Raw genomic sequence first — 25,744 nt, 5'->3', positions numbered from 1 at the left:
CCCGTGTCAGGATCGAGGTGTTGATCCCGATCAACTGCCCTGCCATGTCGATCAGCGCACCGCCGGAATTGCCGGGGTTGATCGGCGCATCGGTCTGGTTGAAATAGCCCAGCCCCGAATTGCCGCCCCCCGCCCCGGAGCGCGCCAGCCCCGAAACAATGCCACTGCTCACCGTCTGGCCCACGCCAAACGGATTGCCAATCGCCAAGGTCAGTTCGCCCACCTCCACCGTTTCGCTGTCGCGCAGGTTCAGATAGGGCAGCGGCTCATCCGCGTTGATTTTGAGAATGGCCAGATCAGCCTCCGCATCGCCCAGCAAGACCTCTGCCGAATACTCCCGACGGTCGTTGAGCACGACACGGATCTCCGTTGCCATACCCACGACATGGAAATTCGACACCACGATCCCGTCGGCGGACAGGATCACGCCGGACCCCAGAGAGTTCTGCACGCGGGGCCGCTCCGAAAAAGGGTCGCGGAAAAAGCGTTCAAAGAAAGGATCGCTCTGCAACGGTGTCCGGCGCGGGGCGGTCATGATCTTGGCATAGATATTGACCACCGCCGGGGTCGCCTGTTTGACCAGCGGCACAAAGCTCAACTGCATTTGCGCGGCGGACTGCGGCACCTGCTGGGCCAGCGCGGGGCCTGCCAGAAGGGCAAGGATCATCAACAGATATCTCATGCCCCAGATATGCGCGGCAGATGCGGAATGCGCAACTCCCCTGCTCTTTTTGGCTAAAAATATCCCTGCACCTCGGCAAACAAAAAAAGCCCCGCCAGAAGGCAGGGCTTTCAACGCGCAAAATGCGAAAATTCTTAGTCCGCGTTTTCTTCGGCGGCCAGACGGGCCTTGTCGCCAGCGCCCTTGGCGTCGCGGTCGCGGTCGACAAATTCGATGATCGCCATCGGCGCCATGTCACCATAGCGGAAACCCGCCTTGAGAACGCGCACGTAACCGCCCTGGCGGTCCTTGTAGCGCGGGCCGAGAATGTCGAACAGTTTCGCCACATAGGCGTCCTGCTTGAGCTTCGCGGCCGCCTGGCGGCGGGCGTGCAAATCGCCGCGCTTGGCCAGCGTGATCATCTTTTCGATGATCGGGCGCAGTTCCTTGGCCTTGGGCAGCGTTGTCTTGATCTGTTCATGCTCAATGAGCGAGCCTGCCATGTTTGCCCAGAGCGCCTTGCGGTGCTCATGTGTGCGGTTCAGGCGGCGGTATCCACGTGCGTGACGCATTTCTGTTCTCCTAATGTGCCCTCTACGGGCGATTTTGCTTTGTCCGGCTGGCGTGCGTAGCGCCAACTCTCCTTGGGGTCAGCGTCACCCGAAGGGAGGCGCGTAACCCGATAGTTGTCTGCCCTCAGGCGGGCAATGAAAGGGCGGGATGCCCGGTAGTGCGGTAAGGCGGGGTTTCACCCCGCCACACCATCAAAAGTTGTCTTCGAACTTCTTGGCCAGGTCTTCGATGTTGTCTGGCGGCCAGTCCTCGACGTCCATGCCGAGGTGCAGACCCATGCCCGACAGCACTTCCTTGATCTCGTTCAGGGACTTGCGGCCAAAGTTCGGGGTGCGCAGCATTTCTGCTTCGGTCTTCTGGATCAGATCGCCGATGTAGACGATGTTGTCGTTCTTCAGGCAGTTCGCGGAACGCACCGACAACTCCAGCTCGTCGACTTTCTTGAGAAGCAGCGGGTTGAATTCCAGACCGTCGTCGTCGTCCTGACGGGAGGCCGATTCCGGCTCGTCGAAGTTGACGAAGATACCCAATTGATCCTGCAGGATGCGTGCGGCAAAGGCCACCGCGTCATCCGGTGTGATCGACCCGTCGGTTTCCACCTTCATGGTCAGCTTGTCATAGTCCAGCACCTGGCCCTCGCGGGTGGGCTGCACGTCATAGCTGACCTTCTTGACCGGCGAATAGATCGCGTCGATCGGGATCAGACCGATGGGCGCATCTTCCGGCTTGTTCTTATCAGCGCTGACATAGCCCTTGCCAGTGTTGACAGTCAGTTCCATGTAGACGTCCGCGCCATCGTCGAGGTGACAGATGACGTGATCGCGGTTCAGGATCTCGATACCGGCGGATTCGCTGATGTCACCGGCAGTGACAACGCCCGGACCCTTGGCAGAGATCGACAGGCGCTTGGGCCCTTCGACTTCCATGCGGATCGAGACACCCTTGAGGTTCAGGACGATGTCGGTGACATCTTCGCGGACACCGGCAACCGAAGAGAATTCATGCAGCACATTGTCGATCTGCACGGAGGAGATCGCGGCACCCTGAAGCGAGGACATCAGAACGCGGCGCAGCGCGTTGCCCATGGTCAGACCGAAGCCGCGCTCCAGCGGCTCGGCAACCACGGTCGCCTGACGCGCGGGATCGTTGCCCGGCTTTACGTCAAGCTGCTGTGGCTTGATCAATTCGGCCCAGTTCTTATGGATCATGTGTCCCTCCATCCTAGTATCTGCCGCATGTCCGGTCGGCGGATACGCTCGAGGTTTAAAAAAAACGGTATGGGGCCGCGCGAAAACACGCAGCCCCGTCAATAAAGTCGCGCTTAGACGCGGCGGCGCTTGGGCGGGCGGCAGCCGTTGTGTGCCATCGGTGTCACATCACGGATCGAGGTGATGTTGAAACCGGCAGCCGCCAGGGCGCGCAGGGCGCTCTCACGACCGGAACCCGGCCCCTGAACTTCGACTTCCAGCGTCTTGACGCCATGTTCCTGCGCCTTGCGGCCCGCATCCTCTGCGGCCATCTGGGCGGCATAGGGTGTGGATTTCCGCGAGCCTTTGAAACCGCATGTTCCGGCGGACGACCAGCTGATCGCATTGCCCTGAACGTCGGAAATCAGGATCTTGGTGTTGTTGAAGCTCGAATTCACATGCGCCACACCTGCGGCGATGTTCTTGGAGACCTTGCGTTTGGTGCGTTTTGCATCGCGTGCCATGTTCTCAGCCCTCCCTTATTTCTTCTTGCCGGCAATGGCCTTTGCGGGGCCCTTGCGTGTGCGTGCGTTGGTATGGGTGCGCTGGCCACGAACCGGCAGGTTGCGGCGGTGGCGCAGGCCACGGTAGCAACCAAGGTCCATCAGGCGCTTGATGTTCATCTGCGTGTCGCGACGCAGGTCACCTTCGACGGTGTAGTTTTCGTCGATGTGCTCGCGCACTTTCAGAACTTCGGCGTCGCTCAGTTCATTGACCCGGCGGGACAGGTCGATGCCGACCGCTTCGCAGATCGCGCGGGCCGAAGAGTTACCGATACCGGTGATATAGGTGAGGGCGATGGGAACCCGCTTTGCAGTCGGGATGTTAACGCCGGCAATACGTGCCACGTGTCATATTCCTTTTCGTTGCGGGTCCGTGATACCGGACCCTTTTTTCACAACATAAGCCCGATGCGTTTTGGGCGCGCCGGGCCTGGCTGATCAGGTGATCTTGCGGAACGGAGAATCCCCCCTGCCGCAAATTGATTCGTCTTCAAGATAGGGCTGGTTACGGGCAATCAGGACAAGGGTCAAGGCACGAACCGCCCGATGCGCCTGCTTCCGCCACATGCAAGCGGTTTTGGCGGACCCGGCGGGCTTTCGCAGGGCCGAATGCGGTTTCCTGCCGCTGTCAGATCGCGGCGCAGAGCAGTCGCGCTTCATAGGCCCGCGCTGTGGGCCGGACGGTCTTCCACATGGCACGCATGATGCCGCTGCGCAACTCCGGAAACAGGCGGAACAGTTCACGCCGGGTGGTTTCGTCCACGGCATCCACCGCCCGGTCGCCGGGATTGAAGCTTTCGGTTTCGCTGCCTCCGGCAAAGACGATTTCGTGCCGGTCGCACATGAAGTGCCAGTACTCGACCTCGGGCATGTCCTGTACTTCCCGGATCGCCTCGCCGTCGACAAGATGGCGGGCGGCGACCAGCGCCTGATCCGTTGCCAGCAGCAATTCGCACCGCGCCCCGGCGAACAGGAACCGGTGCGCGGGCGACACCATGATCTCACAAATCGGCAACCCTTGCCCAAGCGCGCCGGGACGCAGACGGATTGGCGCAAGCGCCGCGTTTTCGGGTGTCAGGGCGACGCGCGTGGTCGCAATCCATCGGACCGCCTGTGCGCCGTTGTCCAGCGTCATCACCATGTCTCCGGCGCGAAGACTCTCTACCGGCACATCCCCATCCGGCGTGCGGATCGGCGTGCCGCGGCAAAAACAGACAATCCCGTCCGGGTTCGCAGATGCGATATCCGAAAGCTCCAGTTCCCCGTTGCCGCCTGGCAGCACATCGCGCCCCTGCACGAATGTCGCGGTCCCGCCGGGGCCGAACCCGCCGAGGTCGATGGCGAATCGCGTGCCGCCGAAGAGCCCGAAGATGATGTAATCATCCCCCGCGCCCGCATTGTTGTAGGCATCCGGCGTCGAGAAGTTGGCGGAGATGAGCGGGGTGGACGACGGCACCAGCGTGCCAGCGGCGTTGGGGACGGCGGCATGAATCGCAAAGAACTGGCCATTGCCAATTGTTTCGCCCTCGCCCTGCGTTCGGACAAGGAAGAAACGCGAATTCTCGTCGCCCAGCGTCTTGATACCGTTCAACCTGATGGTCGAAGTGCCGCCGGGAAAGGTGACATTCGCGGTTGCAAATTGCGCGATCTGATCTCCGGAAAGGAGAAACTGCTCACCTGACATGTTGCCCACACTTCGAAGGGGTCTGACGCCCCTGTCCGGCCCACGACTGTTCGCGGGTCCGACTCACCAATCAATCAAATTCATGGCAAATTGAAGGCAGAACAGGAGATGGCACAGCGCGCAGGCAAGAACATGCCGCGCGCCGGCTTGTGGGTCAGATTCGTCGGGTGACGCCTGTCAGGAACCGAGGGCTTCGGAAATGCCGCGCTGCACGTCTTCGATGGCACCCAGACCATTTACCACGCTCAGCATATCCTTGGCATAGTAGTAGCCGATCAGCGGCGAGGTCTGTTTGTAATAGGCCATCAGCCGTGTCTTGAGGCTTTCCTCGTTGTCATCGGCCCTGCGGGTGAACTCGGTGCCGCCGCAGTTGCTGCATTTGCCGTCTGCGGGGATCGGCTTGGTATTGTCATTGTAGACTTCACCGCAGGAGGCGCAGGTGGATCGCGCCGTGATGCGAGCGACCAGCGCCTCGTCATCGACGCGCATTTCGATCACGGCATCCAGCGTCTGCCCCTCGTCCGCCATCAGGCGCGACAGCGCGTCTGCCTGCTCCAGCGTCCGGGGAAACCCGTCAAAGATGAAACCGCCCTTGTTGTCGCCTTCCAGCTTTTCGCGGATCAGGCCGATCACGATCTCATCGGTCACCAGATCGCCACGCGCCATGACATCGGCAACCATCTTGCCCATCTCGGTGCCCGAATCCTTGGCTTCGCGCAGCATGTCACCGGTGGAAAGCTGAACCATGTTCCGGGTTTCAACCAGATGGCGTGCTTGCGTGCCTTTGCCGGCGCCCGGCGGTCCAAGGAGAATAATGTTCATCGGCGTACGGGGCTCCGTTTCTTGCGTGGTTTTCCTTTGCCGGCACCTTTACCGCGCAACTGTGACTTTTCGAGTAGACCTTCGTATTGATGCGCCAACAGGTGGCTTTGGACCTGCTGGATCGTATCCATTGTCACAGAGACAACGATCAGCACCGATGTGCCGCCAAAATAGAAGGGGATCGCGAATTGACCACGCAGCACCTCTGGCAGCACACAGACCAGCGCCAGATAGGCAGAGCCCAGCACAAGGACACGGTTCACCACGTATTCAAGATATTCTGCGGTCTTCTTGCCCGGACGGATGCCGGGGACAAAACCGTTCTGGCTTTTCAGGTTTTCGGCCACTTCGTCAGGCTTGAAGCTGACGTTGAAGGTATAGAAATACGCAAAGAAGACGATCATCGAAATGAAGAACAGCAGGTACAGCGGCTGACCGGGGCCGAAGTTCGCCAGCAGGACCGACATGATCGGCCCGGTGGAATTGCCCGAGAACGTGCTGATCGTGACCGGCAGCAGCAGCAGCGAAGAGGCAAAGATCGCAGGGATCACGCCCGCCGGGTTCACCTTGACCGGCAGGTGGCTGGACCCGCCGTCATACATCTTCATCCCGACCTGGCGGCGGGGATACTGGATGTGAATCTTGCGCAGCGCACGCTCCATGAACACGACGAACATGATCGTCAGTACCACCATCAGCAACACGCCGATGATCACCGCCGGGCTGATCGCACCGGACCGGCCGGAGGCAAAGAACTGTGCAATCGCGGCGGGGACCTCGGCGATGATGCCGACAAAGATGATCAGCGAAATGCCGTTGCCGATCCCGCGCGAGGTGATCTGCTCACCCAGCCACATCAGGAACATGGTGCCGCCGACCAGCGTGATCATGCAGGCAATGCGGAAATAAAGCCCCGGATCAGCGGCGATGTCGCCCGCCTCCAGGCTGACTGCCAGCCCATAGGCCTGCAGGGTCGCCAGCGCCACGGTGCCGTAACGCGTGTATTGGTTGATCTTCTTGCGCCCCTGCTCGCCCTCTTTCTTGAGCTGCTCAAGCGCAGGCACCATCGAGGTCATCAGCTGAACAATGATCGAGGCCGAGATATAGGGCATGATCCCCAGGGCAAAGATGCCCATCCGCCCCAGCGCGCCGCCGGTGAACATCGACACCATGCCGCCGATGCCCTGGCCCGCGCTCTCCATGAAGTCGCGCAGCGCCTGACCGTCGATCCCCGGCACCGGAATGAAGGTGCCCAACCGGTAGACGATCAGCAAACCCAGCGTGAACAGGATCCGGTTGCGCAGGTCTGTCGCCTTGCCCAACGCGGACCAGCTGGTGTTGGCGGCCATGTTTTCGACGGCTGATACCATGAGGGGTCTCTTTTATTGTTATGCAAACGCCGCCCCGGCCGTTTTCCGGCGGGCGGCGTTCTGGGAAAACTCGAAGGAACATGTAAGCGGGACGCGGCCCGCTCACAAGTCTTAAGGTCCGATTACTCGGCTGCTGCCGCCGCCGCAGGTGCTGTGACGGTCAAGGAACCGCCCGCCTTTTCCACCGCTTCAACGGCAGATTTGGATGCGCCCGCAACGTGCAGGTCGATCTTGGACGTGATGTCGCCCTTGGCCAGCACGCGAATGCCGTCCAGTGCGCGGCGCACCAGACCGGATGCAACCAGTGCTTCGGCGTCGATCGCCTTGCCTGCGTCCAGCTTCTTGGCGTCGATGAATTTCTGGATCAGGCCCAGGTTCACAACGGCATAGCTCTTGCGGTTCGGCTTGTTGAAGCCACGCTTGGGCAGACGTTGATAGAGCGGCATCTGGCCGCCTTCGTAGCCCTTGATCGCCACGCCGGAACGGGACTTTTGACCCTTGATACCACGGCCACCCATCTTGCCCTTGCCAGAGCCGGGGCCACGGGCCACGCGCATGCGTTTCTTGGCTGCGCCTGGATTGTCGGAAAGTTCATTCAGTTTCATGTCGCTTCTCCTTTTGCCGGAATTGGCCCCCAGCGACGGGAGCGGCCAAACGCGGCGTTTACGAATCTATAGCGGAGGCGTCATGCCTCCACCGGGGGCGTATAGACGAGGCCCGGCGCAGGATCAAGCGGGGTTGCACATGCCCCCCCCGCGCCGTCAGAGCTTCACCGCTTGCGGGCCACGACAAAGTGGCTGGGCGGAGAGGCCGGATAGTTCCCGGTCTCGATAATCTCGAACCCCGCCTGTTCGATGGCGCGGTCCAGATCGGCGATTTTCAGGAAGTGGACAAAGGGTGCCTTGCCGATGAATTGCATTACCGGCAGGACCAAGCGCCAGATGCCCGGTTTCTCGCCCAGGCAAACGGTCTTGGTAATCAGCAGGCCACCCTCTGCGGTCTGTGCTGCCATCGCCGCCAATGCGCCTTGCAGGTCCTCAACCAGGTGCAACAGGTTCAACCCCATCACCACATCAAAGGGGCCGCCCGCATCCACGCCGGGCCCGACGGCCATCGTGCTGAAGGTCACATTGCCGGCCTCCTGTGCCCGCGCCTTGCCTTGCGCGATGTCGATCATGCGCTGCGACAGGTCCGTCGCATGCAGATGTTCGACCTGCGGTGCCAGAGTCAGCGCCGTCGACCCGGTGCCACAACCGACCTCCAATACCTTGTCATCCGACTTCAGGTAGGACCGGATGCGGTCCAGCGTCTGGGCATAGGCCCCCTCATCCCTGACGGGCTGGCGGGCGTACTTTTGGGCGGCACCATCCCAGAATTTTGCACTTGGTTTCATATCTGTCTCCATCTCAGTTGCGCTTGGATAATGCATACACATCTGCAAGGTAATTGCGGAAATTTTCAGGTTAGATATACGGTATTGCATGGATCACGCCCAAATGAGCTTTGACTGGAACCGCGGCCGCGCCTTTCTGGCGACGGCTGAGCATGGGTCGCTTTCCGCCGCCGCCCGCGCGCTTGGCCTGACCCAACCGACTCTCAGCCGTCAGGTCGCCGGGTTGGAACAGGATCTGGGCGTGCTGCTGTTCGAACGCGTCGGCAAGGCCCTGCACCTGACGGACGCGGGCCGCGACATGCTGGATCATTTCAAGCGCATGGGTGCCGCCGCCGAACGCATATCGCTGGCAGCCTCCGGGCGGTCAACCTCGATTGAAGGTCATGTGTCGGTCAGTGCCAGTGATGTGACCGCCACCTTTCTGCTGCCGGAACTTCTGGCGAAACTGCGCCACTCGGCCCCCGGCATCACGGTAGAGGTTGTCGCCTCCAACGCGCTGAGCGACCTCAAGCGCCGCGAGGCCGACATTGCCATTCGCCACGTGCGGCCCACGCAGCACGACCTGACAGCCAAGCTGCTGTTCCAGACCCGCGCCCATTGCTACGCCGCGCAAAGCTATGCCGAACAATATGGCCTGCCCCGGACAATCGGAGATTTTGCCCAGGCGCGCATGATCGGCTACGGCGAACCGGCGCGGATGCTGCCGCAGATCGCCACGCTGAAACTGCCGCTGACCACCGCCAATTTCGTCCATTGGTCCGAAAGCGGCGTCGTCGGATGGGAGATGGTGCGCCATGGGCTGGGGATCGGGCTGATGTCGGAAACCCTGGGCACCCGGACGACGGGGGTGTCGCCGGTCCTGCCGGAACTGATTCCGGAAATCAATTTTCCCACCTGGTTGGTGGCCCACCGCGAATTGCACAGCAACCCCCGCATCCGGCTGGTTTTCGACTTCCTGGCCGACCATCTGCCGCGCTGAGCCCTCTCGACACTGCGGAGCGGAGAGGTATCCTGCCCCGACATCCTTTTCCCGGAGTATCCCCGATGCCGCTACGCCCGCTCGATATCGACCCTGCCCTCTGCCTGATCAATGGCCAATGGCAAGCGCCCGCAGGTGGCGCGACCTTGCCGCTGACCAACCCGTCGGACGGCAGCGGGCTGTGTGACATTGCACGCGGCACGGCGGATGACATTGACCGGGCTGTCGCGGCTGCAACGGCGGCCCATGCGGGCGACTGGGGCCGCGCAACAGCGGTCGAGCGGGGGCGCATCCTGTCGCGGATCGGCACATTGGTGCTGGAAAACGCAGACGAACTCGCCCGGCTTGAGGCAATGGACGTGGGCAAACCCCTGAAACAGGCCCTTGCGGATGTGAACGCCCTGGCCCGCTACATGGAGTTCTACGCCGGTGCCGTGGACAAGCTGCATGGCACAACCATCCCCTATCTTGACGGCTATACCGTCTATACCCTGCGCGAAGCGCATGGGGTGACCGGGCATATCATTCCCTGGAACTATCCGATGCAGATCATCGGTCGCTCGGTGGGTGCGGCGCTGGCGACGGGCAATGCCGCCGTGCTGAAACCGGCGGAGGAAGCCTGCCTGACCGCGCTTGCCTTTGGCGAACTGGCGCGGCGGGCGGGCCTGCCCGATGGGGCACTGAACGTGGTGCCGGGACTGGGGGCCGAGGCGGGCGCGGCACTGGCGGGCCATCCGGGGGTGCATCACGTCTCTTTCACCGGCTCGGTCGGGGTCGGTAAGCTGATCCAGAAGGCGGCGGGCGAGAATGTGGTGCCGGTGACGCTGGAACTGGGCGGCAAATCCCCGCAACTGGTTTTCGACGACGCCGATATCGACGCCGCCCTGCCCTTTCTCGTCAACGCCGGCATCCAGAACGCGGGGCAGACCTGTTCCGCCTCCTCGCGCATCCTGGTGCAGCGCGGTGTCTATGACCAGATCGTCAGCGCCATGGCCGAACGCTATGCCGCGCTGCGGGTTGGTCCGGCGCTGGATGATCTGGACGTGGGGCCGTTGATCTCGACCCGGCAGCGCGACATCGTGCGGGGTTTCCTGGACAGCGGCAGCGATCTGGAGATGGCGGCGCAGGCCGCCCTTGGCAATCTGCCCGGCGCGGGGGCCTATGTTGCCCCGACACTTTTTGCCGGGGTCGCAGCGGATCATCCGCTGGCGCAGGACGAGATTTTCGGCCCGGTTCAGGTGATCATCCCATTCGAGGATGAGGCCGAGGCGCTGGCCATCGCCAACGGCACCGATTACGGGCTTGTCGCCTCTGTCTGGACGCGGGATGGCGCACGGCAGATGCGGCTGGCACGCGCGTTGCGCGCGGGACAGGTGTTCCTGAACAACTACGGCGCAGGTGGCGGGGTGGAACTGCCCTTTGGCGGAACCGGGCTGTCGGGCCATGGCCGCGAAAAGGGGTTCGAGGCGCTCTATGGGTTCACCTCGCTCAAGACCGTGGCGGCCTTTCACGGGTAGTGAAATGCAAAACGCCCCGCAGCAACCTGCGAGGCGTCTGATACTGGTGCCGGAGTTTTGGAAAACTCCGGTCCGATCTTTTCGAAAAGATCGGTTACCCTTTTTCTTCGACGATCTCGACCATATGGGGGATCGAATTGATCATGCCGCGCACGGAGGGCGTGTCTTCCAGCTCGCGGGTGCGGTTCATCTTGTTCAGACCCAGACCGATCAGCGTGGCACGCTGTTTCGCGGGGCGGCGGATCGGTGAACCGATCTGCTTGACGACAATGGTTTTCGCCATGGTTTAGGCCTCCTCGGCTACGTGCGAAGACGATTCAGCGGCATCTTCACGTTTGGGCAGAATGTCAGCGACCTTCTTGCCGCGACGCTGCGCGACGGAACGGGGCGATTGCTCTTTGCGCAGGCCGTCCATGGTGGCGCGGATCATGTTGTAGGGGTTCTGCGAACCAATCGACTTGGACACGACATCCTTGACGCCCAGCATTTCGAACACGGCACGCATCGGACCACCGGCGATGATACCAGTACCTTCCGGGGCGCTGCGCATCACGACCTTGCCCGCGCCATGACGGCCGGCCATGTCGTGGTGCAGGGTACGACCTTCGCGCAGCTGAACGCGGATCATCTGACGCTTGGCCTGCTCTGTGGCCTTGCGGATCGCCTCGGGGACTTCCTTGGCCTTACCCTTGCCAAAGCCGACGCGGCCTTTCTGGTCGCCGACAACGACAAGCGCGGCAAAGCCAAAACGCTTACCACCCTTGACGGTCTTGGACACGCGGTTGATCGCCACAAGGCGGTCTGCAAATTCCGGGGTCTCGTCGCGCTGATTGCGGCGGTTGCCCCCACGGTTGTCGTCTCTGGCCATCTGCGGCCTCCTTGTTCTGCGGACACATGCGCCCGGTTTTGTTTTCAATCCTGGTGAGCGTGGCGCTCCCGGATCATCGAGCGGGCCAGCCGGCCCCCTTCGTATCGTATTGACGTGATGTAGGGTGCGTGGCCTCCCACGCACCGCCGCATCAGATCTTCAGACCACCCTCGCGGGCCGCATCTGCAAGCGCTTTTACCTTGCCGTGGAACAGGAAACCGCCCCGGTCAAAGTATGCTTCTTCCACGCCGGCCTTCTTGGCCCGCTCCGCGATCAACGCACCAACCTTGGTTGCCGCGTCGATGTTGTTCTTGCCAACCACGCCCAGATCTTTTTCCAGGGTGGATGCGGAAGCGACTGTCTTGCCAGCCACATCGTCGATCAGCTGAACGCTGATGTTCTTGGAGGACCGGTGCACCGACAGGCGCAGGCGCCCGGCGTTGACGCGGCGAAGCTTGTTCCGAACGCGCAGGCGGCGTTTGATGAACAACTGTCTTTTCGTGTTTGCCATCTTTGCGTTCCTTACTTCTTCTTGCCTTCTTTGCGGAAGATGAACTCGCCCTTGTAGCGGATGCCTTTGCCCTTGTAGGGCTCGGGCTTGCGCCACGCGCGGATGTTCGAAGCGACCTGACCAACAAGCTGTTCGTCAATGCCTTCCACAACGATTTCGGTCTGCTTGGGCGCGGTTACGGTCACACCCTCGGGTGCGACGTAATCGACGTCGTGCGACAGGCCGAGGTTCAGTTTCAGCGTGTTGCCGGTCATCGCGGCACGATAGCCAACACCCTGGATTTCCAGCTCTTTCTTGAAGCCGTCGGTCACACCGGTGACGAGGTTCGCCACCATTGTGCGCGACATGCCCCACTGCTGGCGCGCGCGCTTGGACGTGCCGCGCGGCGTTACGGTGACAACATTGTCGTCAACCTTCAGCGTGACATCGTCCGTCGCCTTGAAGCTGCGGGTCCCCTTGGGGCCTTTCACTTCGATGGTCTGGCCAGATACGGACGCGGAAACGCCACTGGGCAGTGCGACCGGTTTTTTACCAATACGAGACATCGAATTCTCCTTAGAATACGGTGCAGAGCACTTCGCCGCCAACATTGGCAGTCCGTGCAGCAGCATCCGACATCACACCCTTGGGGGTGGAGACAATCGACACACCCAGGCCCTGACGGACCTGCGGAATGTCATTGGCGCCCATGTAGACGCGGCGACCGGGCTTGGAGACCCGCTTCAGCTCGCGAATGACAGGTTCGCCCTCGTAGTACTTCAGGCTGATCTCGATGGCGGGGTGGCCATCGGCACCCGTCATCTTTTCATAGCCGCGAATGTAGCCTTCGTCGGCCAGCACATCCAGCACCCAGGCACGCAGCTTGGAAGCCGGTGTCATGACGGTGGACTTGCCGCGCATCTGGCTGTTGCGGATGCGTGTCAGCATATCTGCGATAGGATCGTTCATCTGATGCGCTCCTTACCAGCTCGACTTGACCATGCCGGGGATCTGACCGGCAGAGCCGAGATCACGCAGCGCGATACGCGAGATTTTGAGTTTACGGTAATAGGCGTGCGGACGGCCCGTCAGCTGGCAGCGGTTGTGCAGACGCACGGCGCTGGAGTTGCGGGGCAGTTTCGCCAGCTTCAGGGAGGCGCGGAAACGCTCTTCCATCGGCTTGCTTTCATCGCTGATGATCTCTTTCAGCGCGGCACGCTTTGCTGCGTATTTCTTGACCAGTGCTTCACGCTTCTTTTCGCGTGCGATCATGGATTTCTTAGCCATATCTAATCCTTCCCCGCGCTCAGGAGTTGAAAGGCATGTTGAAGGCTTTCAACAATGCTTTCGCTTCTGCGTCGGTTTTCGCCGTTGTGGCGATGACGATGTCCATACCCCAGTTCTCATCGACCTTGTCGAAGTCGATTTCGGGGAACACGATGTGCTCTTTCAGGCCCATGGCATAGTTGCCACGACCGTCGAAAGACTTGCCCGATACGCCGCGGAAGTCGCGGATACGGGGCATTGCAATCGTGATCAGACGATCCAGGAATTCATACATGCGCTCGCCGCGCAGGGTCACTTTCGCACCCAACGGCATGTCTTCACGCACACGGAAACCGGCGATGGATTTCTTGGCCACAGTGGTCAGCGCCTTCTGGCCTGCGATTGCGGTCAGGTCTTCCTGCGCGCTCTTGGCCTTCTTGCTGTCACGCACGGCTTCGGCACCACAACCGATGTTCAGCACGATCTTATCGAGGCGCGGAATCATCATGTCGTTCTTGTAGCCGAACTCTTCACGCATCTTGGCGCGGATCTCGTCGCGGTAGATGCCCAGAAGGCGGGGTGTGTAGGTTGCAGTATCAAGCATCAATCACGTCCCCCGTGGTTTTTGCAAAGCGCACTTTCTTGTCGCCTTCAATCTTGAAGCCCACGCGTGTCGCCTTGCCATTGGCATCGACGATGGCGAGGTTGCTCAGGTCGATCGGCATCGCCTTGGGGATGCGGCCGCCCTGGCTTTCCTGGGATTGGCGTGTGGCGCGGATGGAAATATTGATCCCGTCCACAACGGCCTTGCCGGACTTCGGGTCAACAGACGTGATCGAACCCGTCTTGCCCTTGTCCTTGCCGGCCAGAACGATGACCTTGTCACCTTTGCGAAGTTTAGCAGCCATTACAGCACCTCCGGCGCAAGCGAAATAATCTTCATGAAGTTCTTGCCGCGCAACTCGCGCACAACCGGGCCAAAGATACGTGTACCGATCGGCTCGTTGTTGTTGTTCAGGATGACGGCGGCATTGCGGTCAAAACGGATGGCGGTGCCATCGTCGCGACGCACTTCCTTGGCGGTGCGAACAACGACGGCCTTGCGGACGTCGCCTTTTTTCACACGACCGCGGGGGATGGCTTCCTTTACCGATACGACGATGATGTCGCCGACGGACGCGTACTTACGCTTGGAACCACCCAATACCTTGATGCACTGAACACGGCGCGCGCCGCTGTTGTCAGCAACATCCAGGTTGGTCTGCATCTGGATCATTTGGTTTCTCCCGACCTTTGGGGGGCGATGCGTGCCTGATCCCCAGGGTTTCGATTAACGGTTGGTGCTTCAGGCCTCAGCGGCTTGCAGCACTTCCCAACGTTTGGTTTTCGACTTTGGTGCACATTCGATGATGCGAACACTGTCGCCCACCTTGAATGTGTTGTTCTCATCGTGCGCCCGGTACTTCTTGGACTTACGGATGGTCTTTTTCAGAACCGGGTGCGTGAAACGGCGTTCCACGGAAACGGTGACTGTCTGCATGTTGGCGTCCGATGTGACGGTGCCTGTCAGAATACGCTTTGGCATGGATCAGGCTCCTTATTCGGCCGCAGCCGCTTGCGCGGCCTTTTGGTTCAACACTGTTTTCACACGGGCGGCGTCACGTTTGACGCTACGCAGACGCGCGGGGTTTTCCAGCTGGCCGGTGGCTTGCTGGAAGCGCAGGTTGAAGGCTTCTTTCTTCAGATTGACAAGCTCGTCCCGGAGCTGGTCCGGAGTCTTGTCATGCAGTTCCTTGGCGTTCATTGACGCTTTCCTTTCAACATCACCAGCAGGCCCCTAAAGGGTGACCATGATTCTGGTGGAGTTCATGATGAAGGGTGCCAATACGCCGGGAGCCGATTTAACGCAACCCCTGTTGTCGGATTGGGCCATTTTGCGTGGCAACGACCGTCACTTCGCCCCTTCTTACCACTCGCCTTGCCCGCGCCGCTGAGGTATCCAGCCGCTATGACCGATATCAGATCCCTCTTCGTGACCCGCCTTTACCATGCCACCCTGTCGGAACCCGGCAAACCCATCGACCCCGACGAGATGGAGGCCTCCTGCTATTCCATCGCAGAGGATGACGAGGCGGGGCAGCAGTGGTCCGAGGATAACGGATACCCCGGCTACACCTCCTATGCATCGCTGACGGACCTGCCCTACCGCTTTCCGATTTTCAAGGATCTGGTCAAGGCGCTGGACAAACATGTCGCCGCTTTTGCCCAGGACCTGCAATTTGACCTCGATGGCAAGAAGCTGAAGCTTGAGGACCTGTGGATCAACATCCTGCCCGAGGGCGGCATCCACACCGGCCACCTGCACCCGCATTCGGTGATTTCCGGCACCACCTATGTCGCCATGCCCGACGGGGCCAGCGCCATCAAGTTCGAGGACCCGCGCCTGCCGATGATGATGGCCGCCCCCGGACGGGTGAAAGACGCACGCGCCGAGATGCGCACATTTGCCTATGTCGCGCCCAAGGTCGGTGACGTCCTGCTGTGGGAAAGCTGGCTGCGCCATGAGGTGCCGATGAACATGGCCGAGGACGACCGTATCTCCGTCAGCTTCAATTACAGCTGGGGCTGAACCAGTCACCCGTATCTGAAGTTCGTTACATTGATCATTCAGCGCCTGGATCGCTTGCGATCCGGTTCGCGCCCGGCCCCGCCACCAGGGCGGGGTCGGGCCTCGGGTTATGGTGCGATTGGATCGCGATCAATTGTCGGCTGGTTTGGGCGCTTCTTCCGTTTCACCATCCGGTTGATCTGCCTTATCGGGGCTGTCCGAACTTTCGGTCTCCGAATTGCCGTCTGACTGGGCATCGGGGCTGTCCGATCCTTCGGCAGTCGCATCATCGGACGCCGCATCATCAGCGCCGGATTGAGCCGCAGTGTCGCCGTCCTGACCGGAGGACGCAGCACCGCTTTGTTCATCACTGCTTTGGGTATCACTGCTTTGTTCATCGCTGGTGCTCCCTTCGGCTGGCGGTGCTGCGCCTTCATCAGTCCCTTCAGCACCAGATTGACCGGACGGGTCAGAACCGTCGCCAGAGGATGTCGCGCCCTCCTGGGAACTGCCATCCGTCCCCTCGGCCGCATTGGCATCGCCGGATGCTGTCGCTTCGGTGCCCTCGGGCGCTTCCGCCGATTGCAACTCCGTCATCCGCCGCTCCGCCTCAAGCAGGGCGTTTGACCGCTCCTCAAGGTTCGCGGTCAGCTCGGTTACCATTTGCTGAACCTCCTGCCGCTGTGCCTCGGCCTGCTCCACATCGGATGCCAGGGCCGTGCGCTCTGCGGTCAACCGCTCGATGTCGGATTGCAGGGTTTGCTGACGGGCGTCCATCTCGGCCAGGCTGGTTTCCATTCTGGTCACCTGGTCGCGCAGGTCTGTCTCTTGCTGTGTCAGTTTCTGCATCTTCATTTCCGCTGCGGCGGCATCCTCAGACAGTCGCGCGCTGTCGTCGGTCAGGTTTGCCAGCGTCTCGCGCACTGTCGCCTCCTCCGCCCGCGCCTCTTCAAGGCGGGCGTTCACGTCATTCAGCTCCTGCGACTGCGCGTCGACTTCCGTGGTCAGCTCACTCTTGCGCTGCTCGAAACCGGCGATCTCCTCGCGCATGGGGGCAAGCTGCGTTTCCAGATCCTCGATCTTTTGCTGCTGCGATGCGACTGTGCTCTCGACCTCGGATTGCTGGGTCCGCAATTCCTCCAGTTGCGGTTGCAAAGTGTCGATCTCGCTCTGCACTGCGTCCCGGTCGCCCTCCAGCGTCTCGACCTCTGGTTGCAGGTTGGCGATCCGGGCCTGTAGATCATCCACCGTGCCGCGGGCCTCTGTGCGCTGACTGATCTCACTTTCAAGTTGCTGGATCGTTTGACCCGACTGTGATTGCGCGGTCACAAAATAGAGCGCCGTGCCCCAGCCAAGCACCGCCACCGCACCAACCGCCAGAAGTTCCGTGTTCCACGATGTGCTCTTGCTGTCAGCCATGATGTGCTTTCCCCCAATTGGCCGCGCGGCCCTGTAAAACTGTCAATATTTCGTGATCAACGCCCAAACGGCGCGACAGGTTCCACGATATATATAGTGGTGGCGGATATCGCATCACGCCGCGCGTGGCGCACGGAAAGAATCCTGACACTGGCGCGCCAAACGCGGTAAGGTTCCAGAATGACCATTCGCCTCTCCCCTGCCCGCGTTTCGCCCGGCCTTTTGCTGGCGCTCATTCTTGCGCTCTGCGCGGCGCTGATCCCTGTGACCGGCCACGCCGCAACCATCAAGGATTTCGTCGGGGCATACGAAGGCGAAGCAGAGGTGATCGTGGACGGTGCCCCGCTGAAACGGGACATGAGCGTCACGATTGCGCCAACCAAGGAGGGCTTTACCCTCAGCTGGACCTCCGCCACCCACCGCGAGGATGGCCGGATCAAGGAAAAGACCTATTCCATCGGCTTTGTCCCCAGCGCGCGCGACAACATCTATCAATCCGCCATGAAAACGAACCTATTCGGCAAGGCCACGCCACTGGACCCCTTGCAGGGCGAACCCTTCGTCTGGGCCCGGATCGAGGGCGAGACCTTCTCCGTCTTTTCGTTGTTCATCGACCCTGCGGGCGATTATGAAGTGCAGGAATTCCACCGCACACTTGCGCCCGGCGGGCTGGACCTGTTGTTTCGCAGGGTCCGCGAAGGCACTGTGGAACGCGAGATCAGAACCCTTCTGCGCCGCAAGGACTGAACCGACAGCCAGCCGACCACCTCCGACAAACGGGCACGAGCGCCCGAACTCGCCCCTTGCCACGTCCCTGTGCATCCCCTATAGCACGGCCATTGAGTCGGGGTGCGTCCACACGCGCCCCGTTTCAGTTAGACATAAAGACGCGACGAGGGCGAGCGATGAGCGCCTGTCCTCCAATCCGTTGACATCCCAAAGACAAGGGATTTGCACATGGCTCAAAGCCAGAACATCCGCATTCGCCTGAAGGCGTTTGATTACCGGGTGCTTGATGCCTCCACCCAGGAAATCGTCAACACCGCCAAACGCACCGGCGCCTCCGTTCGCGGCCCCATTCCGCTGCCGAACAAGATCGAGAAATTCACAGTTCTGCGTGGCCCCCACGTTGACAAGAAATCCCGTGACCAATTCGAGATCCGCACGCACAAGCGCCTGCTGGACATCGTTGATCCGACCCCCCAGACCGTGGACGCGCTGATGAAGCTCGACCTGGCCGCTGGCGTGGACGTCGAGATCAAGCTGCAATCGTAAGGAGGGTAATATCATGTTGCGCTCAGGCGTTATTGCAAAAAAGATGGGCATGACCCGTCTGTTCATGGAAGACGGCCGCCAGATCCCGGTAACCGTTCTTCAACTCGACAAGCTTCAGGTTGTTGCACAGCGCACCACCGAAAAAGACGGCTACACCGCCGTTCAGCTCGGTGCGGGCACGGCCAAGGTCAAGCGGACCTCCCAGGCGATGCGCGGCCACTTTGCCGCCGCCAAGGTCGAACCCAAGCGCAAGGTTGCCGAATTCCGCGTCGATGCGGAAAACCTGATCGCGGTGGGCGAGGAAATCATCGCGGACCATTACTTTGCCGGTCAGTACGTTGACGTTGCAGGCACCTCCATCGGTAAAGGTTTTGCCGGTGCGATGAAGCGCCACAACTTCGGCGGCCTTCGCGCCACGCACGGTGTTTCGATCTCGCACCGTTCGCACGGCTCCACCGGCCAGTGCCAGGACCCCGGCAAGGTGTTCAAGGGCAAGAAGATGGCCGGTCACATGGGTGCTGCCCGTGTCACCACCCAGAACCTCGAAGTTGTCAAAACCGACAGCGTTCGCGGTCTGATCATGGTCAAGGGCGCCGTTCCCGGCTCCAAGGGTGGCTGGGTCACCGTCAAGGATGCGGTCAAGAAACCGTTCCCCGATGACGCAATCCTGCCCGCCGCGCTGAAATCTGCCGCAGAAGAAGCCGCGAAAGCCGCTGAAGAAGCAGCCGCCGCAGCCGCAGCCGAGGCAGAAGCCGAAGCCAAGCGTCTGGCCGAAGAGCAAGCCGCACAGGAAGCCGAAGCGCTGAAGGCAGCGGAACAGGAAATCGCAGCCGAAGGTTCCGCTGAGCCCGCCGCTGACGAAGACAAGAAAGAAGGTGACGCATGAAACTCGATGTCATCAAACTCGACGGCGGCAAGGCCGGATCGGTAGACCTGGACGAGGCCCTGTTTGGCCTTGAGCCGCGCGCCGACATCCTGCACCGCGTCGTGCGCTGGCAGCGTAACAACGCCCAGCAAGGCACGCACAAGGTCAAGACACGCTCGGAAGTGAGCTACTCGACCAAGAAGATCTATCGCCAGAAAGGCACCGGCGGCGCACGCCACGGCGCACGTTCTGCACCGATCTTCCGCAAGGGTGGTATCTACAAGGGCCCGACCCCGCGCAGCCACGGTCACGAACTGACCAAGAAGTTCCGCAAGCTGGGCCTGCGCCACGCGCTGTCCGCCAAGGCGAAAGCCGGCGCATTGGTCATCATTGATGACGCAATGTCCGATGGCAAAACAGCAGCACTGGCCAAGCAGGTAAAGAACCTTGGCTGGAAGCGGGCGCTGATCATTGACGGGGCGACCGTGAATGAGAACTTCCTGCAAGCCGCGCGCAACATCGAAGGTCTGGATATCCTGCCGACAATGGGCGCAAACGTTTACGACATCCTCAAGCGTGACACCCTGGTGATCACCAAAGCGGGGATCGAAGCACTGGAGGCCCGTTTGAAATGACCGCCAAGCACGAACATTACGACGTGATCCGCAAGCCGATCATCACCGAGAAAGCGACAATGGCGTCCGAAAACAACGCTGTCGTCTTCGAAGTGGCGATGGGCAGCAACAAGCCCCAGATCAAAGAGGCCGTAGAGGCTCTCTTTGGTGTCAAGGTGAAGGCCGTGAACACGACCATCACCAAGGGCAAGGTCAAACGTTTCCGTGGCCAGATCGGCACACGCCGCGACGTTAAGAAGGCCTATGTGACGTTGGAAGAAGGCAACACGATCGACGTCTCCACCGGGCTGTAAGGCCGGTTGGATTGAGGTTTGGGAAGGCCCTCCGCGCAAGCGGGGGGCCTTTTCCTGTTTCAAGCGTCCGGTTTGGCGGAATTGAGCTTTTGGCGGGAAAGTTCCTTACAAATTTGTAAACAAATTTTGGGCGCTAACATCTATACATTCCGGTTTGATGGGGAATATGCCAGGGCCAGGATTGGAGTGTAGGAGATGCCGAAACAGATGGGGCTTCTCCATGTTTCCAATCCTCTACCGGAACAAATATGGATCCTAAAATGAGACATTACCTTTTGGCAGCATTCGCGTCGATTGCGATGTTCAACACTGCCTTCGCCGATGAATCTGCTGATGCTACCGGCTCCGTCATTGCCGAACAGCGTGCCGCGCTGGCATCCAGCACCGATGGCGCTGGTTTTGGCCCGCAAGCCCCGCGTGACATCACCGTGACCACGGGCAGCAACACGCGGGTATTTGGTGCCGCGCCTGCCTTTACGCAGATGAACCTTTGCAACATCCACTTCCACGAAAACGCTGAACACCGCGGGGGAGAGTTCACGACCTACGCGGGCAACGGGGATGGGCATGGCAACGGCACCGGCTATAGATATGACGGTGAACTGACGGCCGCTGAACGCACGCCGCTGGATCACAAGGTTGGCGTCAGCGAACATGGTGATCTTGAACCGGGTGATACCATCGAGGTCCATTTTGTCTATTCCACTGCCCAGATCGAACCGGGTCCGACATTGGGGGCCTGCCTGAACGATGCCATCGGCAACCCGCAGCTGCGGGTCGAGGCCGAGGTGATGGTCCTGGTAAACGATGAACAGGCGCTGGATTTCACCAAGCTGGCGCAGGTCGAGAAAGTGAATGGCTACTACCAGGCACCCAATCTGCTGGAAACGCTGGGGGAACCCGTATCCTATGCCGGATCGACAACCGGGCCGGGGTACAATGAAAAGGCCTCACCTTTTGAGGTCACCTGGAATGTCCGGCCCAAAGTTGCGCGTGTCAGCATCCAGTCGGTGGAAGCCTGGCTCAAGGACAATCCGTTTGAAGAAGACCACGCCCATGGCGTCCGCAACCTCGTGGTGAACCCGGACCTGCTGTCTCAGATCACCCATTGAGGGGCGGTCAAAAATACTGACATGCGGCTGCCGGGTGCAGTTCGCGGGATTTGGGGTCTAATCACTTGACCCTCCCTGCGTCCTCCCCTACACGACCCCATCGGCAAAGCCCCGGATTCGTCCGGGGCTCTGTCGTTGTTTGTATGCCGGGCGGTGCACGCCCTGTGTACATCCGGTGCACAGCTTGTGCGCCACTCCCTCGGGGACCTTCGGGGCCCTTCAAACCATAGCCGCCCGTCGGGCGGCACACAGCTAAACGGAAGACAGACAACATGGCACTCAAGTCGTACAAACCGACGACGCCGGGCCAGCGTGGGCTGGTACTGATCGACCGTTCGGAGCTTTGGAAAGGCCGCCCGGTCAAAGCCCTTACTCAGGGTCTGACCAAATCTGGCGGACGGAACAACACCGGACGGATCACAATGCGTCGAACAGGTGGTGGTGCAAAGCGCCTCTACCGTATCGTTGATTTCAAACGCAACAAGCTGGACATGTCCGCTGTTGTCGCGCGGATCGAATATGACCCGAACCGGACAGCCTTTATTGCCCTGATCCAGTACGAAGATGGCGAGCAGGCCTATATCCTGGCCCCTCAGCGTCTGGCCGTCGGTGACAAGGTCATCGCGGGCGCAAAGCAGGACATCAAGCCGGGCAACGCGATGCCGTTCTCTGGCATGCCCATCGGCACAATCGTCCACAACATCGAAATGAAACCCGGCAAAGGCGGTCAGATCGCCCGTGCTGCCGGCACCTACGCACAATTCGTGGGCCGCGATGGCGGCTATGCCCAGATCCGTCTGAGCAGCGGCGAACTGCGCCTGGTGCGTCAGGAATGCATGGCCACCGTCGGTGCCGTGTCGAACCCCGACAACTCCAACCAGAACTACGGCAAAGCGGGCCGCATGCGTCACAAGGGCATCCGCCCCTCCGTGCGTGGTGTGGTGATGAACCCGATCGACCACCCGCATGGTGGTGGTGAAGGCCGGACCTCTGGTGGTCGTCACCCGGTGACCCCATGGGGCAAACCGACCAAGGGTGCCAAGACCCGCAACAAGAACAAAGCGTCCAGCAAGCTGATCATCCGCTCGCGGCACGCCAAGAAGAAGGGGCGTTAATAGATGTCTCGTTCAGTATGGAAAGGCCCTTTTGTCGACTCTTATGTCCTCAAGAAGGCCGAAGCGTCGCGTGAGAGCGGCCGGAACGAAGTGATCAAGATCTGGTCGCGCCGCTCCACGATCCTCCCGCAGTTTGTTGGCCTGACGTTCGGCGTCTACAACGGTCACAAGCACATCCCCGTCAACGTCAGCGAAGACATGATTGGTCAGAAGTTCGGTGAATATTCCCCGACACGGACCTACTACGGTCATGCCGCCGACAAAAAAGCAAAGCGGAAATAAGCCATGAGCAAGGATAAAAATCCCCGCCGCGTGGCAGACAATGAAGCCCGCGCAAAACTGCGCATGCTGAAGACGTCGCCGCAGAAACTGAACCTCGTTGCTGGCCTGATCCGCGGCAAGAAGGTGGAACGTGCCCTCACGGACCTGACCTTCTCCAAGAAGCGGATCGCGCAGGACGTGAAGAAATGCCTTCAGTCCGCCATTGCCAACGCCGAGAACAACCACAACCTTGACGTGGACGAGCTGATCGTGGCCGAGGCCTATGTCGGCAAGAACCTGACCATGAAGCGCGGTCGCCCGCGTGCCCGTGGCCGGTTCGGCAAGATCATGAAGCCGTTTGCCGAAGTCACCATCGTCGTGCGTCAAGTTGAGGAGCAAGCATAATGGGTAACAAAGTAAACCCGATCGGCATGCGCCTGCAGGTCAACCGCACTTGGGACAGCCGCTGGTATGCCGATACGAAGGACTACGGCGATCTTCTGCTGGAAGACCTCGCCATCCGCGCCTTCATCAAGGAAGAGTGCAAGCAGGCCGGTATTGCCCGCGTGATCATCGAACGTCCGCACAAGAAGTGCCGCGTCACGATCCACACCGCGCGTCCTGGCGTCATCATCGGCAAGAAGGGTGCAGACATCGAAGGTCTGCGTCAGAAGATCGCCAAGATGACCAGCTCGGAACTGCACCTCAACATCGTTGAGGTCCGCAAGCCCGAACTGGATGCCGCATTGGTCGGTGAAAGCATCGCACAACAGCTGGAGCGCCGGGTGTCTTTCCGCCGCGCCATGAAACGTGCGGTTCAGAACGCCATGCGTATGGGTGCCCTGGGTATCCGCGTGAACCTCGCAGGCCGCCTTGGCGGTGCCGAGATCGCCCGGACCGAATGGTACCGCGAGGGCCGGGTGCCGCTGCACACACTGCGTGCGGACATCGACTATGCCCACGTGGAAGCCGAAACGGCCTATGGCATCATCGGGATCAAGACCTGGATCTTCAAAGGCGAGATCATGGAACATGATCCAGGCGCCCGCGATCGCAAGCACCAGGAACTTCAAGACGGCCCAGCACCTCGCGGTGCCGGCGGTCGCCGGTAAGGAGCAGATAGATGCTACAGCCAAAACGGACGAAATTCCGCAAGCAGTTCAAAGGCTCGATCAAGGGTCTGGCAAAGGGCGGGTCTGACCTGAACTTTGGCACCTACGGGTTGAAGGCACTGCAGCCTGAGCGTGTAACAGCACGCCAGATCGAAGCCGCACGCCGTGCCATGACGCGCCACATGAAGCGTCAGGGCCGCGTCTGGATCCGTATCTTCCCGGATGTCCCGGTCACCTCCAAACCCGTCGAAGTGCGTATGGGTAAGGGTAAAGGTTCCGTCGACTTCTGGGCCGCCAAGGTCAAGCCGGGCCGGATCATGTTTGAAATCGACGGTGTCGGTGACGACGTGGCCCGCGAAGCGCTGCGCCTGGCCGCAATGAAGCTGCCGATCAAGACACGGGTTGTCGTCAGAGAAGATTGGTAATCCGGACGGCCCCGCGCGCGGGGCCTGTCCAGCCGGAGGCAGGGTATTTCGCATGAAATGCCCGTTCCGGCCCCGGTAGAAATTGGAAAGCCCCCGCTGAGAGATCAGCGGGGGCTTTCTATTTACTTGCCCCTACTTACAGACTCTTGCGCAACGATACCTCTGCTATGATATATATCTATTGAGCACTTCTTGGCTTGCGAGTGGAGACCATGGCGAACAACACAAAAAAGACCGTTGTAAAAGGGGGCTGGATCGCCCGTAACGCAAAAAGCGGTAAGTTCGTCGCAGTTGGGACGAGCGTGAGTACGTCGAAAAGCAACCCGAAGACGGTTAAGACGATTAAAGAAGTCTCCAGCAAGCGAGGCGTTGCGTTGCAGCGACTGGCGGATCGGTAAACGCCATTACCGGATAACACTCGCCGACGCGATGGCCGCTCATGACGAAGCGCTGACCTATGGAGGCCGTGATGGTGTTTCCAGCCTGCATTTGATCCAGTCCGCAATTTCGAGACCATACTCGGGATACCACCGTTCCATCGCGGCAAAGGCTTCTGCGCTTTTGGAAAGCGTGGTTGGCAACCACGGGTTTATCGACGGCAACAAGCGCACAGCGTGGATTCTGGTAGAGCTGCTGATTGAACGAAGCGGCTACACACTTGATATTTCAGATGATGAACCGATTGATGATTTCGTGGTCGCCGTTGCGAGCCACGCTCTTGGCTTTCCTGGAATCAGGCTCTGGTTTGAAAGTCGAATTGTCCACTCAGGCTAAGCAACTGACTTGCACTTGGAGGATCTCGCGGAACTGGACGCTTCAGATATTTATTTCAACGGTACGGATTGCCAGCTACGGTAGCGGAGCAACAGTTTGGTTTCAAAGGAAGCACCCAATGAAACACGTCCCCAAAGCCACGACCGACGAAGACCTCATCAAAGCCTTCCTGGACAAGGGCGGAGAGGTGAAGAAGGGCAAGACAAAGCCGATGCGGGAAGACCTCGGGCTTAGCAACAATCAATGGGGCAACAAGCTCACCAAGGAAGAAAAAGCGGCGAAGAAGGCCAGGTAGCCCTTCCCCGCCACCCTGCAGTGCCCCGTACAGCTGCGATACGCCCTGTGAGCCCAGGTCGGCGCGTTGTGGCACCCATACCCCCAAACGACAAAGGCCGCCCCCTGTGGAGCGGCCTTTGCTTTTTCTGCTGTCAGTAGCGCGCCCTTGCGGGCGCAGCCTGTGATCAGTCGGTGATCTTC

General features: G+C 60.4%; 38 protein-coding genes. 16 read left to right on the top strand and 22 right to left on the bottom strand.

Translation table 11 applies throughout. The features are described 5' to 3' along the window. The 10 genes from A8B82_RS20430 to A8B82_RS20385 form a co-directional block, all read right to left on the bottom strand. A partial coding sequence (locus tag A8B82_RS20430) for a trypsin-like peptidase domain-containing protein (RefSeq protein WP_201120861.1) occupies positions 1-682 on the bottom strand: 682 nt, incomplete at its 3' end. Positions 683-816: 134 nt separating this feature from the next. Continuing rightward, complete coding sequence (gene rplQ / locus A8B82_RS20425) at positions 817-1,233, bottom strand: 50S ribosomal protein L17 (RefSeq protein ID WP_067296730.1); 417 nt, start codon at positions 1,231-1,233, stop codon at positions 817-819. A gap of 192 nt (positions 1,234-1,425) precedes the next feature. Next, complete coding sequence (locus A8B82_RS20420) at positions 1,426-2,442, bottom strand: DNA-directed RNA polymerase subunit alpha (protein WP_067296727.1); 1,017 nt, start codon at positions 2,440-2,442, stop codon at positions 1,426-1,428. Positions 2,443-2,555: 113 nt separating this feature from the next. Next, positions 2,556-2,945: a 30S ribosomal protein S11 gene (gene rpsK, locus A8B82_RS20415; RefSeq protein ID WP_067296725.1), complete on the bottom strand. Its 390-nt coding sequence runs from the start codon at positions 2,943-2,945 to the stop codon at positions 2,556-2,558. A gap of 15 nt (positions 2,946-2,960) precedes the next feature. Then, on the bottom strand, positions 2,961-3,329 hold the full coding sequence (gene rpsM / locus A8B82_RS20410; RefSeq protein ID WP_067296723.1) for a 30S ribosomal protein S13: 369 nt from the start codon (positions 3,327-3,329) through the stop codon (positions 2,961-2,963). 283 nt (positions 3,330-3,612) lie between these two features. Further along, positions 3,613-4,668, bottom strand: coding sequence for a Hint domain-containing protein (locus A8B82_RS20405; protein ID WP_067296721.1), 1,056 nt, complete (start codon positions 4,666-4,668; stop codon positions 3,613-3,615). 177 nt (positions 4,669-4,845) lie between these two features. Continuing rightward, on the bottom strand, positions 4,846-5,490 hold the full coding sequence (locus tag A8B82_RS20400) for an adenylate kinase (RefSeq protein WP_067296720.1): 645 nt from the start codon (positions 5,488-5,490) through the stop codon (positions 4,846-4,848). Next, complete coding sequence (gene secY / locus A8B82_RS20395; RefSeq protein ID WP_067296717.1) at positions 5,487-6,860, bottom strand: preprotein translocase subunit SecY; 1,374 nt, start codon at positions 6,858-6,860, stop codon at positions 5,487-5,489. Before secY ends, A8B82_RS20400 begins: the two co-directional genes overlap by 4 nt. A gap of 122 nt (positions 6,861-6,982) precedes the next feature. After that, the gene (gene rplO, locus A8B82_RS20390; RefSeq protein WP_067296714.1) at positions 6,983-7,465 is read right to left on the bottom strand and encodes a 50S ribosomal protein L15; all 483 of its coding nucleotides are present in this window, start codon (positions 7,463-7,465) and stop codon (positions 6,983-6,985) included. A gap of 164 nt (positions 7,466-7,629) precedes the next feature. Then, complete coding sequence (locus A8B82_RS20385) at positions 7,630-8,253, bottom strand: class I SAM-dependent methyltransferase (protein ID WP_067296712.1); 624 nt, start codon at positions 8,251-8,253, stop codon at positions 7,630-7,632. 103 nt (positions 8,254-8,356) lie between these two features. Between A8B82_RS20385 and A8B82_RS20380 the strand changes: the two genes are divergently transcribed. Together A8B82_RS20380 and A8B82_RS20375 are read left to right on the top strand one after the other, a co-directional pair. Then, positions 8,357-9,232 carry a LysR family transcriptional regulator gene (locus tag A8B82_RS20380; protein WP_235604752.1) on the top strand — a complete coding sequence of 292 codons (876 nt, stop codon included), beginning with the start codon at positions 8,357-8,359 and terminating at the stop codon, positions 9,230-9,232. A gap of 65 nt (positions 9,233-9,297) precedes the next feature. After that, positions 9,298-10,749, top strand: a complete 1,452-nt coding sequence (locus tag A8B82_RS20375) for an aldehyde dehydrogenase family protein (protein WP_067296708.1) — start codon at positions 9,298-9,300, stop codon at positions 10,747-10,749. Positions 10,750-10,843: 94 nt separating this feature from the next. Here the strand turns inward: A8B82_RS20375 and rpmD are convergent, their stop codons facing one another. The 11 genes from rpmD to rpmC all read right to left on the bottom strand — a co-directional run bounded on the left by rpmD (position 10,844) and on the right by rpmC (position 15,177). Further along, positions 10,844-11,032, bottom strand: a complete 189-nt coding sequence (rpmD, locus tag A8B82_RS20370) for a 50S ribosomal protein L30 (protein WP_067296706.1) — start codon at positions 11,030-11,032, stop codon at positions 10,844-10,846. Positions 11,033-11,035: 3 nt separating this feature from the next. After that, positions 11,036-11,617 carry a 30S ribosomal protein S5 gene (gene rpsE / locus A8B82_RS20365; protein WP_067296703.1) on the bottom strand — a complete coding sequence of 194 codons (582 nt, stop codon included), beginning with the start codon at positions 11,615-11,617 and terminating at the stop codon, positions 11,036-11,038. Positions 11,618-11,768: 151 nt separating this feature from the next. Continuing rightward, positions 11,769-12,128, bottom strand: a complete 360-nt coding sequence (gene rplR, locus A8B82_RS20360) for a 50S ribosomal protein L18 (protein ID WP_067296700.1) — start codon at positions 12,126-12,128, stop codon at positions 11,769-11,771. 11 nt (positions 12,129-12,139) lie between these two features. After that, on the bottom strand, positions 12,140-12,673 hold the full coding sequence (gene rplF, locus A8B82_RS20355) for a 50S ribosomal protein L6 (protein WP_067296698.1): 534 nt from the start codon (positions 12,671-12,673) through the stop codon (positions 12,140-12,142). 10 nt (positions 12,674-12,683) lie between these two features. Continuing rightward, positions 12,684-13,076 (bottom strand): 30S ribosomal protein S8, encoded by a 393-nt coding sequence (gene rpsH / locus A8B82_RS20350; RefSeq protein WP_067296696.1) that lies wholly within the window; start codon positions 13,074-13,076, stop codon positions 12,684-12,686. A 12-nt stretch (positions 13,077-13,088) separates the two neighbouring features. Then, the gene (gene rpsN / locus A8B82_RS20345) at positions 13,089-13,394 is read right to left on the bottom strand and encodes a 30S ribosomal protein S14 (protein WP_067296694.1); all 306 of its coding nucleotides are present in this window, start codon (positions 13,392-13,394) and stop codon (positions 13,089-13,091) included. Between the two features lie 19 nt (positions 13,395-13,413). Beyond that, the gene (rplE, locus tag A8B82_RS20340; RefSeq protein ID WP_067296691.1) at positions 13,414-13,977 is read right to left on the bottom strand and encodes a 50S ribosomal protein L5; all 564 of its coding nucleotides are present in this window, start codon (positions 13,975-13,977) and stop codon (positions 13,414-13,416) included. Beyond that, complete coding sequence (rplX, locus tag A8B82_RS20335) at positions 13,970-14,281, bottom strand: 50S ribosomal protein L24 (RefSeq protein ID WP_067296689.1); 312 nt, start codon at positions 14,279-14,281, stop codon at positions 13,970-13,972. Before rplX ends, rplE begins: the two co-directional genes overlap by 8 nt. Continuing rightward, positions 14,281-14,649 (bottom strand): 50S ribosomal protein L14, encoded by a 369-nt coding sequence (gene rplN, locus A8B82_RS20330; protein WP_067296687.1) that lies wholly within the window; start codon positions 14,647-14,649, stop codon positions 14,281-14,283. Before rplN ends, rplX begins: the two co-directional genes overlap by 1 nt. A 69-nt stretch (positions 14,650-14,718) precedes the next feature. Beyond that, positions 14,719-14,958, bottom strand: coding sequence for a 30S ribosomal protein S17 (gene rpsQ, locus A8B82_RS20325; RefSeq protein ID WP_067296684.1), 240 nt, complete (start codon positions 14,956-14,958; stop codon positions 14,719-14,721). A 12-nt stretch (positions 14,959-14,970) separates the two neighbouring features. Continuing rightward, positions 14,971-15,177 carry a 50S ribosomal protein L29 gene (gene rpmC / locus A8B82_RS20320; RefSeq protein ID WP_067296682.1) on the bottom strand — a complete coding sequence of 69 codons (207 nt, stop codon included), beginning with the start codon at positions 15,175-15,177 and terminating at the stop codon, positions 14,971-14,973. Between the two features lie 204 nt (positions 15,178-15,381). On the opposite strand from rpmC, the gene A8B82_RS20315 reads away from it, so the two are divergent. Next, positions 15,382-16,002 (top strand): 2OG-Fe(II) oxygenase family protein, encoded by a 621-nt coding sequence (locus A8B82_RS20315; RefSeq protein WP_067296680.1) that lies wholly within the window; start codon positions 15,382-15,384, stop codon positions 16,000-16,002. A 129-nt stretch (positions 16,003-16,131) separates the two neighbouring features. Here the strand turns inward: A8B82_RS20315 and A8B82_RS20310 are convergent, their stop codons facing one another. Continuing rightward, positions 16,132-17,400 carry a hypothetical protein gene (locus tag A8B82_RS20310; RefSeq protein ID WP_067296677.1) on the bottom strand — a complete coding sequence of 423 codons (1,269 nt, stop codon included), beginning with the start codon at positions 17,398-17,400 and terminating at the stop codon, positions 16,132-16,134. A 180-nt stretch (positions 17,401-17,580) separates the two neighbouring features. Between A8B82_RS20310 and A8B82_RS20305 the strand changes: the two genes are divergently transcribed. From A8B82_RS20305 to A8B82_RS24395, 13 genes are all read left to right on the top strand, one after another. Then, positions 17,581-18,147, top strand: a complete 567-nt coding sequence (locus A8B82_RS20305) for a hypothetical protein (RefSeq protein ID WP_067296675.1) — start codon at positions 17,581-17,583, stop codon at positions 18,145-18,147. Between the two features lie 210 nt (positions 18,148-18,357). Then, positions 18,358-18,675: a 30S ribosomal protein S10 gene (gene rpsJ / locus A8B82_RS20300; RefSeq protein WP_005849850.1), complete on the top strand. Its 318-nt coding sequence runs from the start codon at positions 18,358-18,360 to the stop codon at positions 18,673-18,675. Positions 18,676-18,688: 13 nt separating this feature from the next. Continuing rightward, on the top strand, positions 18,689-19,561 hold the full coding sequence (rplC, locus tag A8B82_RS20295) for a 50S ribosomal protein L3 (protein ID WP_082899402.1): 873 nt from the start codon (positions 18,689-18,691) through the stop codon (positions 19,559-19,561). Further along, on the top strand, positions 19,558-20,175 hold the full coding sequence (rplD, locus tag A8B82_RS20290; protein ID WP_067296672.1) for a 50S ribosomal protein L4: 618 nt from the start codon (positions 19,558-19,560) through the stop codon (positions 20,173-20,175). Before rplC ends, rplD begins: the two co-directional genes overlap by 4 nt. Next, complete coding sequence (locus tag A8B82_RS20285; RefSeq protein ID WP_067296670.1) at positions 20,172-20,468, top strand: 50S ribosomal protein L23; 297 nt, start codon at positions 20,172-20,174, stop codon at positions 20,466-20,468. Before rplD ends, A8B82_RS20285 begins: the two co-directional genes overlap by 4 nt. Positions 20,469-20,728: 260 nt before the next feature. Then, complete coding sequence (locus A8B82_RS20280; protein ID WP_067296668.1) at positions 20,729-21,580, top strand: delta-class carbonic anhydrase; 852 nt, start codon at positions 20,729-20,731, stop codon at positions 21,578-21,580. 272 nt (positions 21,581-21,852) lie between these two features. Then, the gene (gene rplB, locus A8B82_RS20275; protein ID WP_067296666.1) at positions 21,853-22,695 is read left to right on the top strand and encodes a 50S ribosomal protein L2; all 843 of its coding nucleotides are present in this window, start codon (positions 21,853-21,855) and stop codon (positions 22,693-22,695) included. 3 nt (positions 22,696-22,698) lie between these two features. Further along, a complete protein-coding gene (rpsS, locus tag A8B82_RS20270) occupies positions 22,699-22,977 on the top strand; it encodes a 30S ribosomal protein S19 (protein WP_067296663.1) in 279 nt (92 codons plus the stop codon). A gap of 3 nt (positions 22,978-22,980) precedes the next feature. Beyond that, positions 22,981-23,361, top strand: coding sequence for a 50S ribosomal protein L22 (gene rplV, locus A8B82_RS20265; RefSeq protein ID WP_025054725.1), 381 nt, complete (start codon positions 22,981-22,983; stop codon positions 23,359-23,361). Beyond that, positions 23,361-24,068, top strand: a complete 708-nt coding sequence (rpsC, locus tag A8B82_RS20260) for a 30S ribosomal protein S3 (RefSeq protein WP_067296660.1) — start codon at positions 23,361-23,363, stop codon at positions 24,066-24,068. The genes rplV and rpsC overlap by 1 nt, the downstream gene beginning before the upstream one ends. 11 nt (positions 24,069-24,079) lie before the next feature. Beyond that, positions 24,080-24,493: a 50S ribosomal protein L16 gene (gene rplP / locus A8B82_RS20255; protein ID WP_067296658.1), complete on the top strand. Its 414-nt coding sequence runs from the start codon at positions 24,080-24,082 to the stop codon at positions 24,491-24,493. Positions 24,494-24,862: 369 nt separating this feature from the next. Beyond that, positions 24,863-25,267: a type II toxin-antitoxin system death-on-curing family toxin gene (locus tag A8B82_RS20250; RefSeq protein WP_161489487.1), complete on the top strand. Its 405-nt coding sequence runs from the start codon at positions 24,863-24,865 to the stop codon at positions 25,265-25,267. A gap of 118 nt (positions 25,268-25,385) precedes the next feature. Then, positions 25,386-25,562, top strand: coding sequence for a hypothetical protein (locus A8B82_RS24395; RefSeq protein ID WP_162841721.1), 177 nt, complete (start codon positions 25,386-25,388; stop codon positions 25,560-25,562). Positions 25,563-25,744 lie beyond the last annotated feature (182 nt).

The organism is Sulfitobacter sp. EhC04 (assembly GCF_001650875.1).
In the GTDB taxonomy this organism is placed as follows: domain Bacteria; phylum Pseudomonadota; class Alphaproteobacteria; order Rhodobacterales; family Rhodobacteraceae; genus Sulfitobacter.
This window is presented reverse-complemented; position numbering and strand designations above follow the sequence as displayed.

Bases quoted from the DNA above. Each gene is read 5' to 3' on its own strand.
- rplQ (WP_067296730.1), bottom strand. From the start codon at position 1,233: ATGCGTCACGCACGTGGATACCGCCGCCTGAACCGCACACATGAGCAC.
- A8B82_RS20420 (WP_067296727.1), bottom strand. From the start codon at position 2,442: ATGATCCATAAGAACTGGGCCGAATTGATCAAGCCACAGCAGCTTGAC.
- rpsK (WP_067296725.1), bottom strand. From the start codon at position 2,945: ATGGCACGCGATGCAAAACGCACCAAACGCAAGGTCTCCAAGAACATC.
- A8B82_RS20405 (WP_067296721.1), bottom strand. From the start codon at position 4,668: ATGTCAGGTGAGCAGTTTCTCCTTTCCGGAGATCAGATCGCGCAATTT.
- A8B82_RS20400 (WP_067296720.1), bottom strand. From the start codon at position 5,490: ATGAACATTATTCTCCTTGGACCGCCGGGCGCCGGCAAAGGCACGCAA.
- secY (WP_067296717.1), bottom strand. From the start codon at position 6,860: ATGGTATCAGCCGTCGAAAACATGGCCGCCAACACCAGCTGGTCCGCG.
- rplO (WP_067296714.1), bottom strand. From the start codon at position 7,465: ATGAAACTGAATGAACTTTCCGACAATCCAGGCGCAGCCAAGAAACGC.
- A8B82_RS20385 (WP_067296712.1), bottom strand. From the start codon at position 8,253: ATGAAACCAAGTGCAAAATTCTGGGATGGTGCCGCCCAAAAGTACGCC.
- A8B82_RS20380 (WP_235604752.1), top strand. From the start codon at position 8,357: ATGAGCTTTGACTGGAACCGCGGCCGCGCCTTTCTGGCGACGGCTGAG.
- A8B82_RS20375 (WP_067296708.1), top strand. From the start codon at position 9,298: ATGCCGCTACGCCCGCTCGATATCGACCCTGCCCTCTGCCTGATCAAT.
- rpmD (WP_067296706.1), bottom strand. From the start codon at position 11,032: ATGGCGAAAACCATTGTCGTCAAGCAGATCGGTTCACCGATCCGCCGC.
- rpsE (WP_067296703.1), bottom strand. From the start codon at position 11,617: ATGGCCAGAGACGACAACCGTGGGGGCAACCGCCGCAATCAGCGCGAC.
- rplR (WP_067296700.1), bottom strand. From the start codon at position 12,128: ATGGCAAACACGAAAAGACAGTTGTTCATCAAACGCCGCCTGCGCGTT.
- rplF (WP_067296698.1), bottom strand. From the start codon at position 12,673: ATGTCTCGTATTGGTAAAAAACCGGTCGCACTGCCCAGTGGCGTTTCC.
- rpsH (WP_067296696.1), bottom strand. From the start codon at position 13,076: ATGAACGATCCTATCGCAGATATGCTGACACGCATCCGCAACAGCCAG.
- rpsN (WP_067296694.1), bottom strand. From the start codon at position 13,394: ATGGCTAAGAAATCCATGATCGCACGCGAAAAGAAGCGTGAAGCACTG.
- rplE (WP_067296691.1), bottom strand. From the start codon at position 13,977: ATGCTTGATACTGCAACCTACACACCCCGCCTTCTGGGCATCTACCGC.
- rplX (WP_067296689.1), bottom strand. From the start codon at position 14,281: ATGGCTGCTAAACTTCGCAAAGGTGACAAGGTCATCGTTCTGGCCGGC.
- rplN (WP_067296687.1), bottom strand. From the start codon at position 14,649: ATGATCCAGATGCAGACCAACCTGGATGTTGCTGACAACAGCGGCGCG.
- rpsQ (WP_067296684.1), bottom strand. From the start codon at position 14,958: ATGCCAAAGCGTATTCTGACAGGCACCGTCACATCGGACGCCAACATG.
- rpmC (WP_067296682.1), bottom strand. From the start codon at position 15,177: ATGAACGCCAAGGAACTGCATGACAAGACTCCGGACCAGCTCCGGGAC.
- A8B82_RS20315 (WP_067296680.1), top strand. From the start codon at position 15,382: ATGACCGATATCAGATCCCTCTTCGTGACCCGCCTTTACCATGCCACC.
- A8B82_RS20310 (WP_067296677.1), bottom strand. From the start codon at position 17,400: ATGGCTGACAGCAAGAGCACATCGTGGAACACGGAACTTCTGGCGGTT.
- A8B82_RS20305 (WP_067296675.1), top strand. From the start codon at position 17,581: ATGACCATTCGCCTCTCCCCTGCCCGCGTTTCGCCCGGCCTTTTGCTG.
- rpsJ (WP_005849850.1), top strand. From the start codon at position 18,358: ATGGCTCAAAGCCAGAACATCCGCATTCGCCTGAAGGCGTTTGATTAC.
- rplC (WP_082899402.1), top strand. From the start codon at position 18,689: ATGTTGCGCTCAGGCGTTATTGCAAAAAAGATGGGCATGACCCGTCTG.
- rplD (WP_067296672.1), top strand. From the start codon at position 19,558: ATGAAACTCGATGTCATCAAACTCGACGGCGGCAAGGCCGGATCGGTA.
- A8B82_RS20285 (WP_067296670.1), top strand. From the start codon at position 20,172: ATGACCGCCAAGCACGAACATTACGACGTGATCCGCAAGCCGATCATC.
- A8B82_RS20280 (WP_067296668.1), top strand. From the start codon at position 20,729: ATGAGACATTACCTTTTGGCAGCATTCGCGTCGATTGCGATGTTCAAC.
- rplB (WP_067296666.1), top strand. From the start codon at position 21,853: ATGGCACTCAAGTCGTACAAACCGACGACGCCGGGCCAGCGTGGGCTG.
- rpsS (WP_067296663.1), top strand. From the start codon at position 22,699: ATGTCTCGTTCAGTATGGAAAGGCCCTTTTGTCGACTCTTATGTCCTC.
- rplV (WP_025054725.1), top strand. From the start codon at position 22,981: ATGAGCAAGGATAAAAATCCCCGCCGCGTGGCAGACAATGAAGCCCGC.
- rpsC (WP_067296660.1), top strand. From the start codon at position 23,361: ATGGGTAACAAAGTAAACCCGATCGGCATGCGCCTGCAGGTCAACCGC.
- rplP (WP_067296658.1), top strand. From the start codon at position 24,080: ATGCTACAGCCAAAACGGACGAAATTCCGCAAGCAGTTCAAAGGCTCG.
- A8B82_RS24395 (WP_162841721.1), top strand. From the start codon at position 25,386: ATGAAACACGTCCCCAAAGCCACGACCGACGAAGACCTCATCAAAGCC.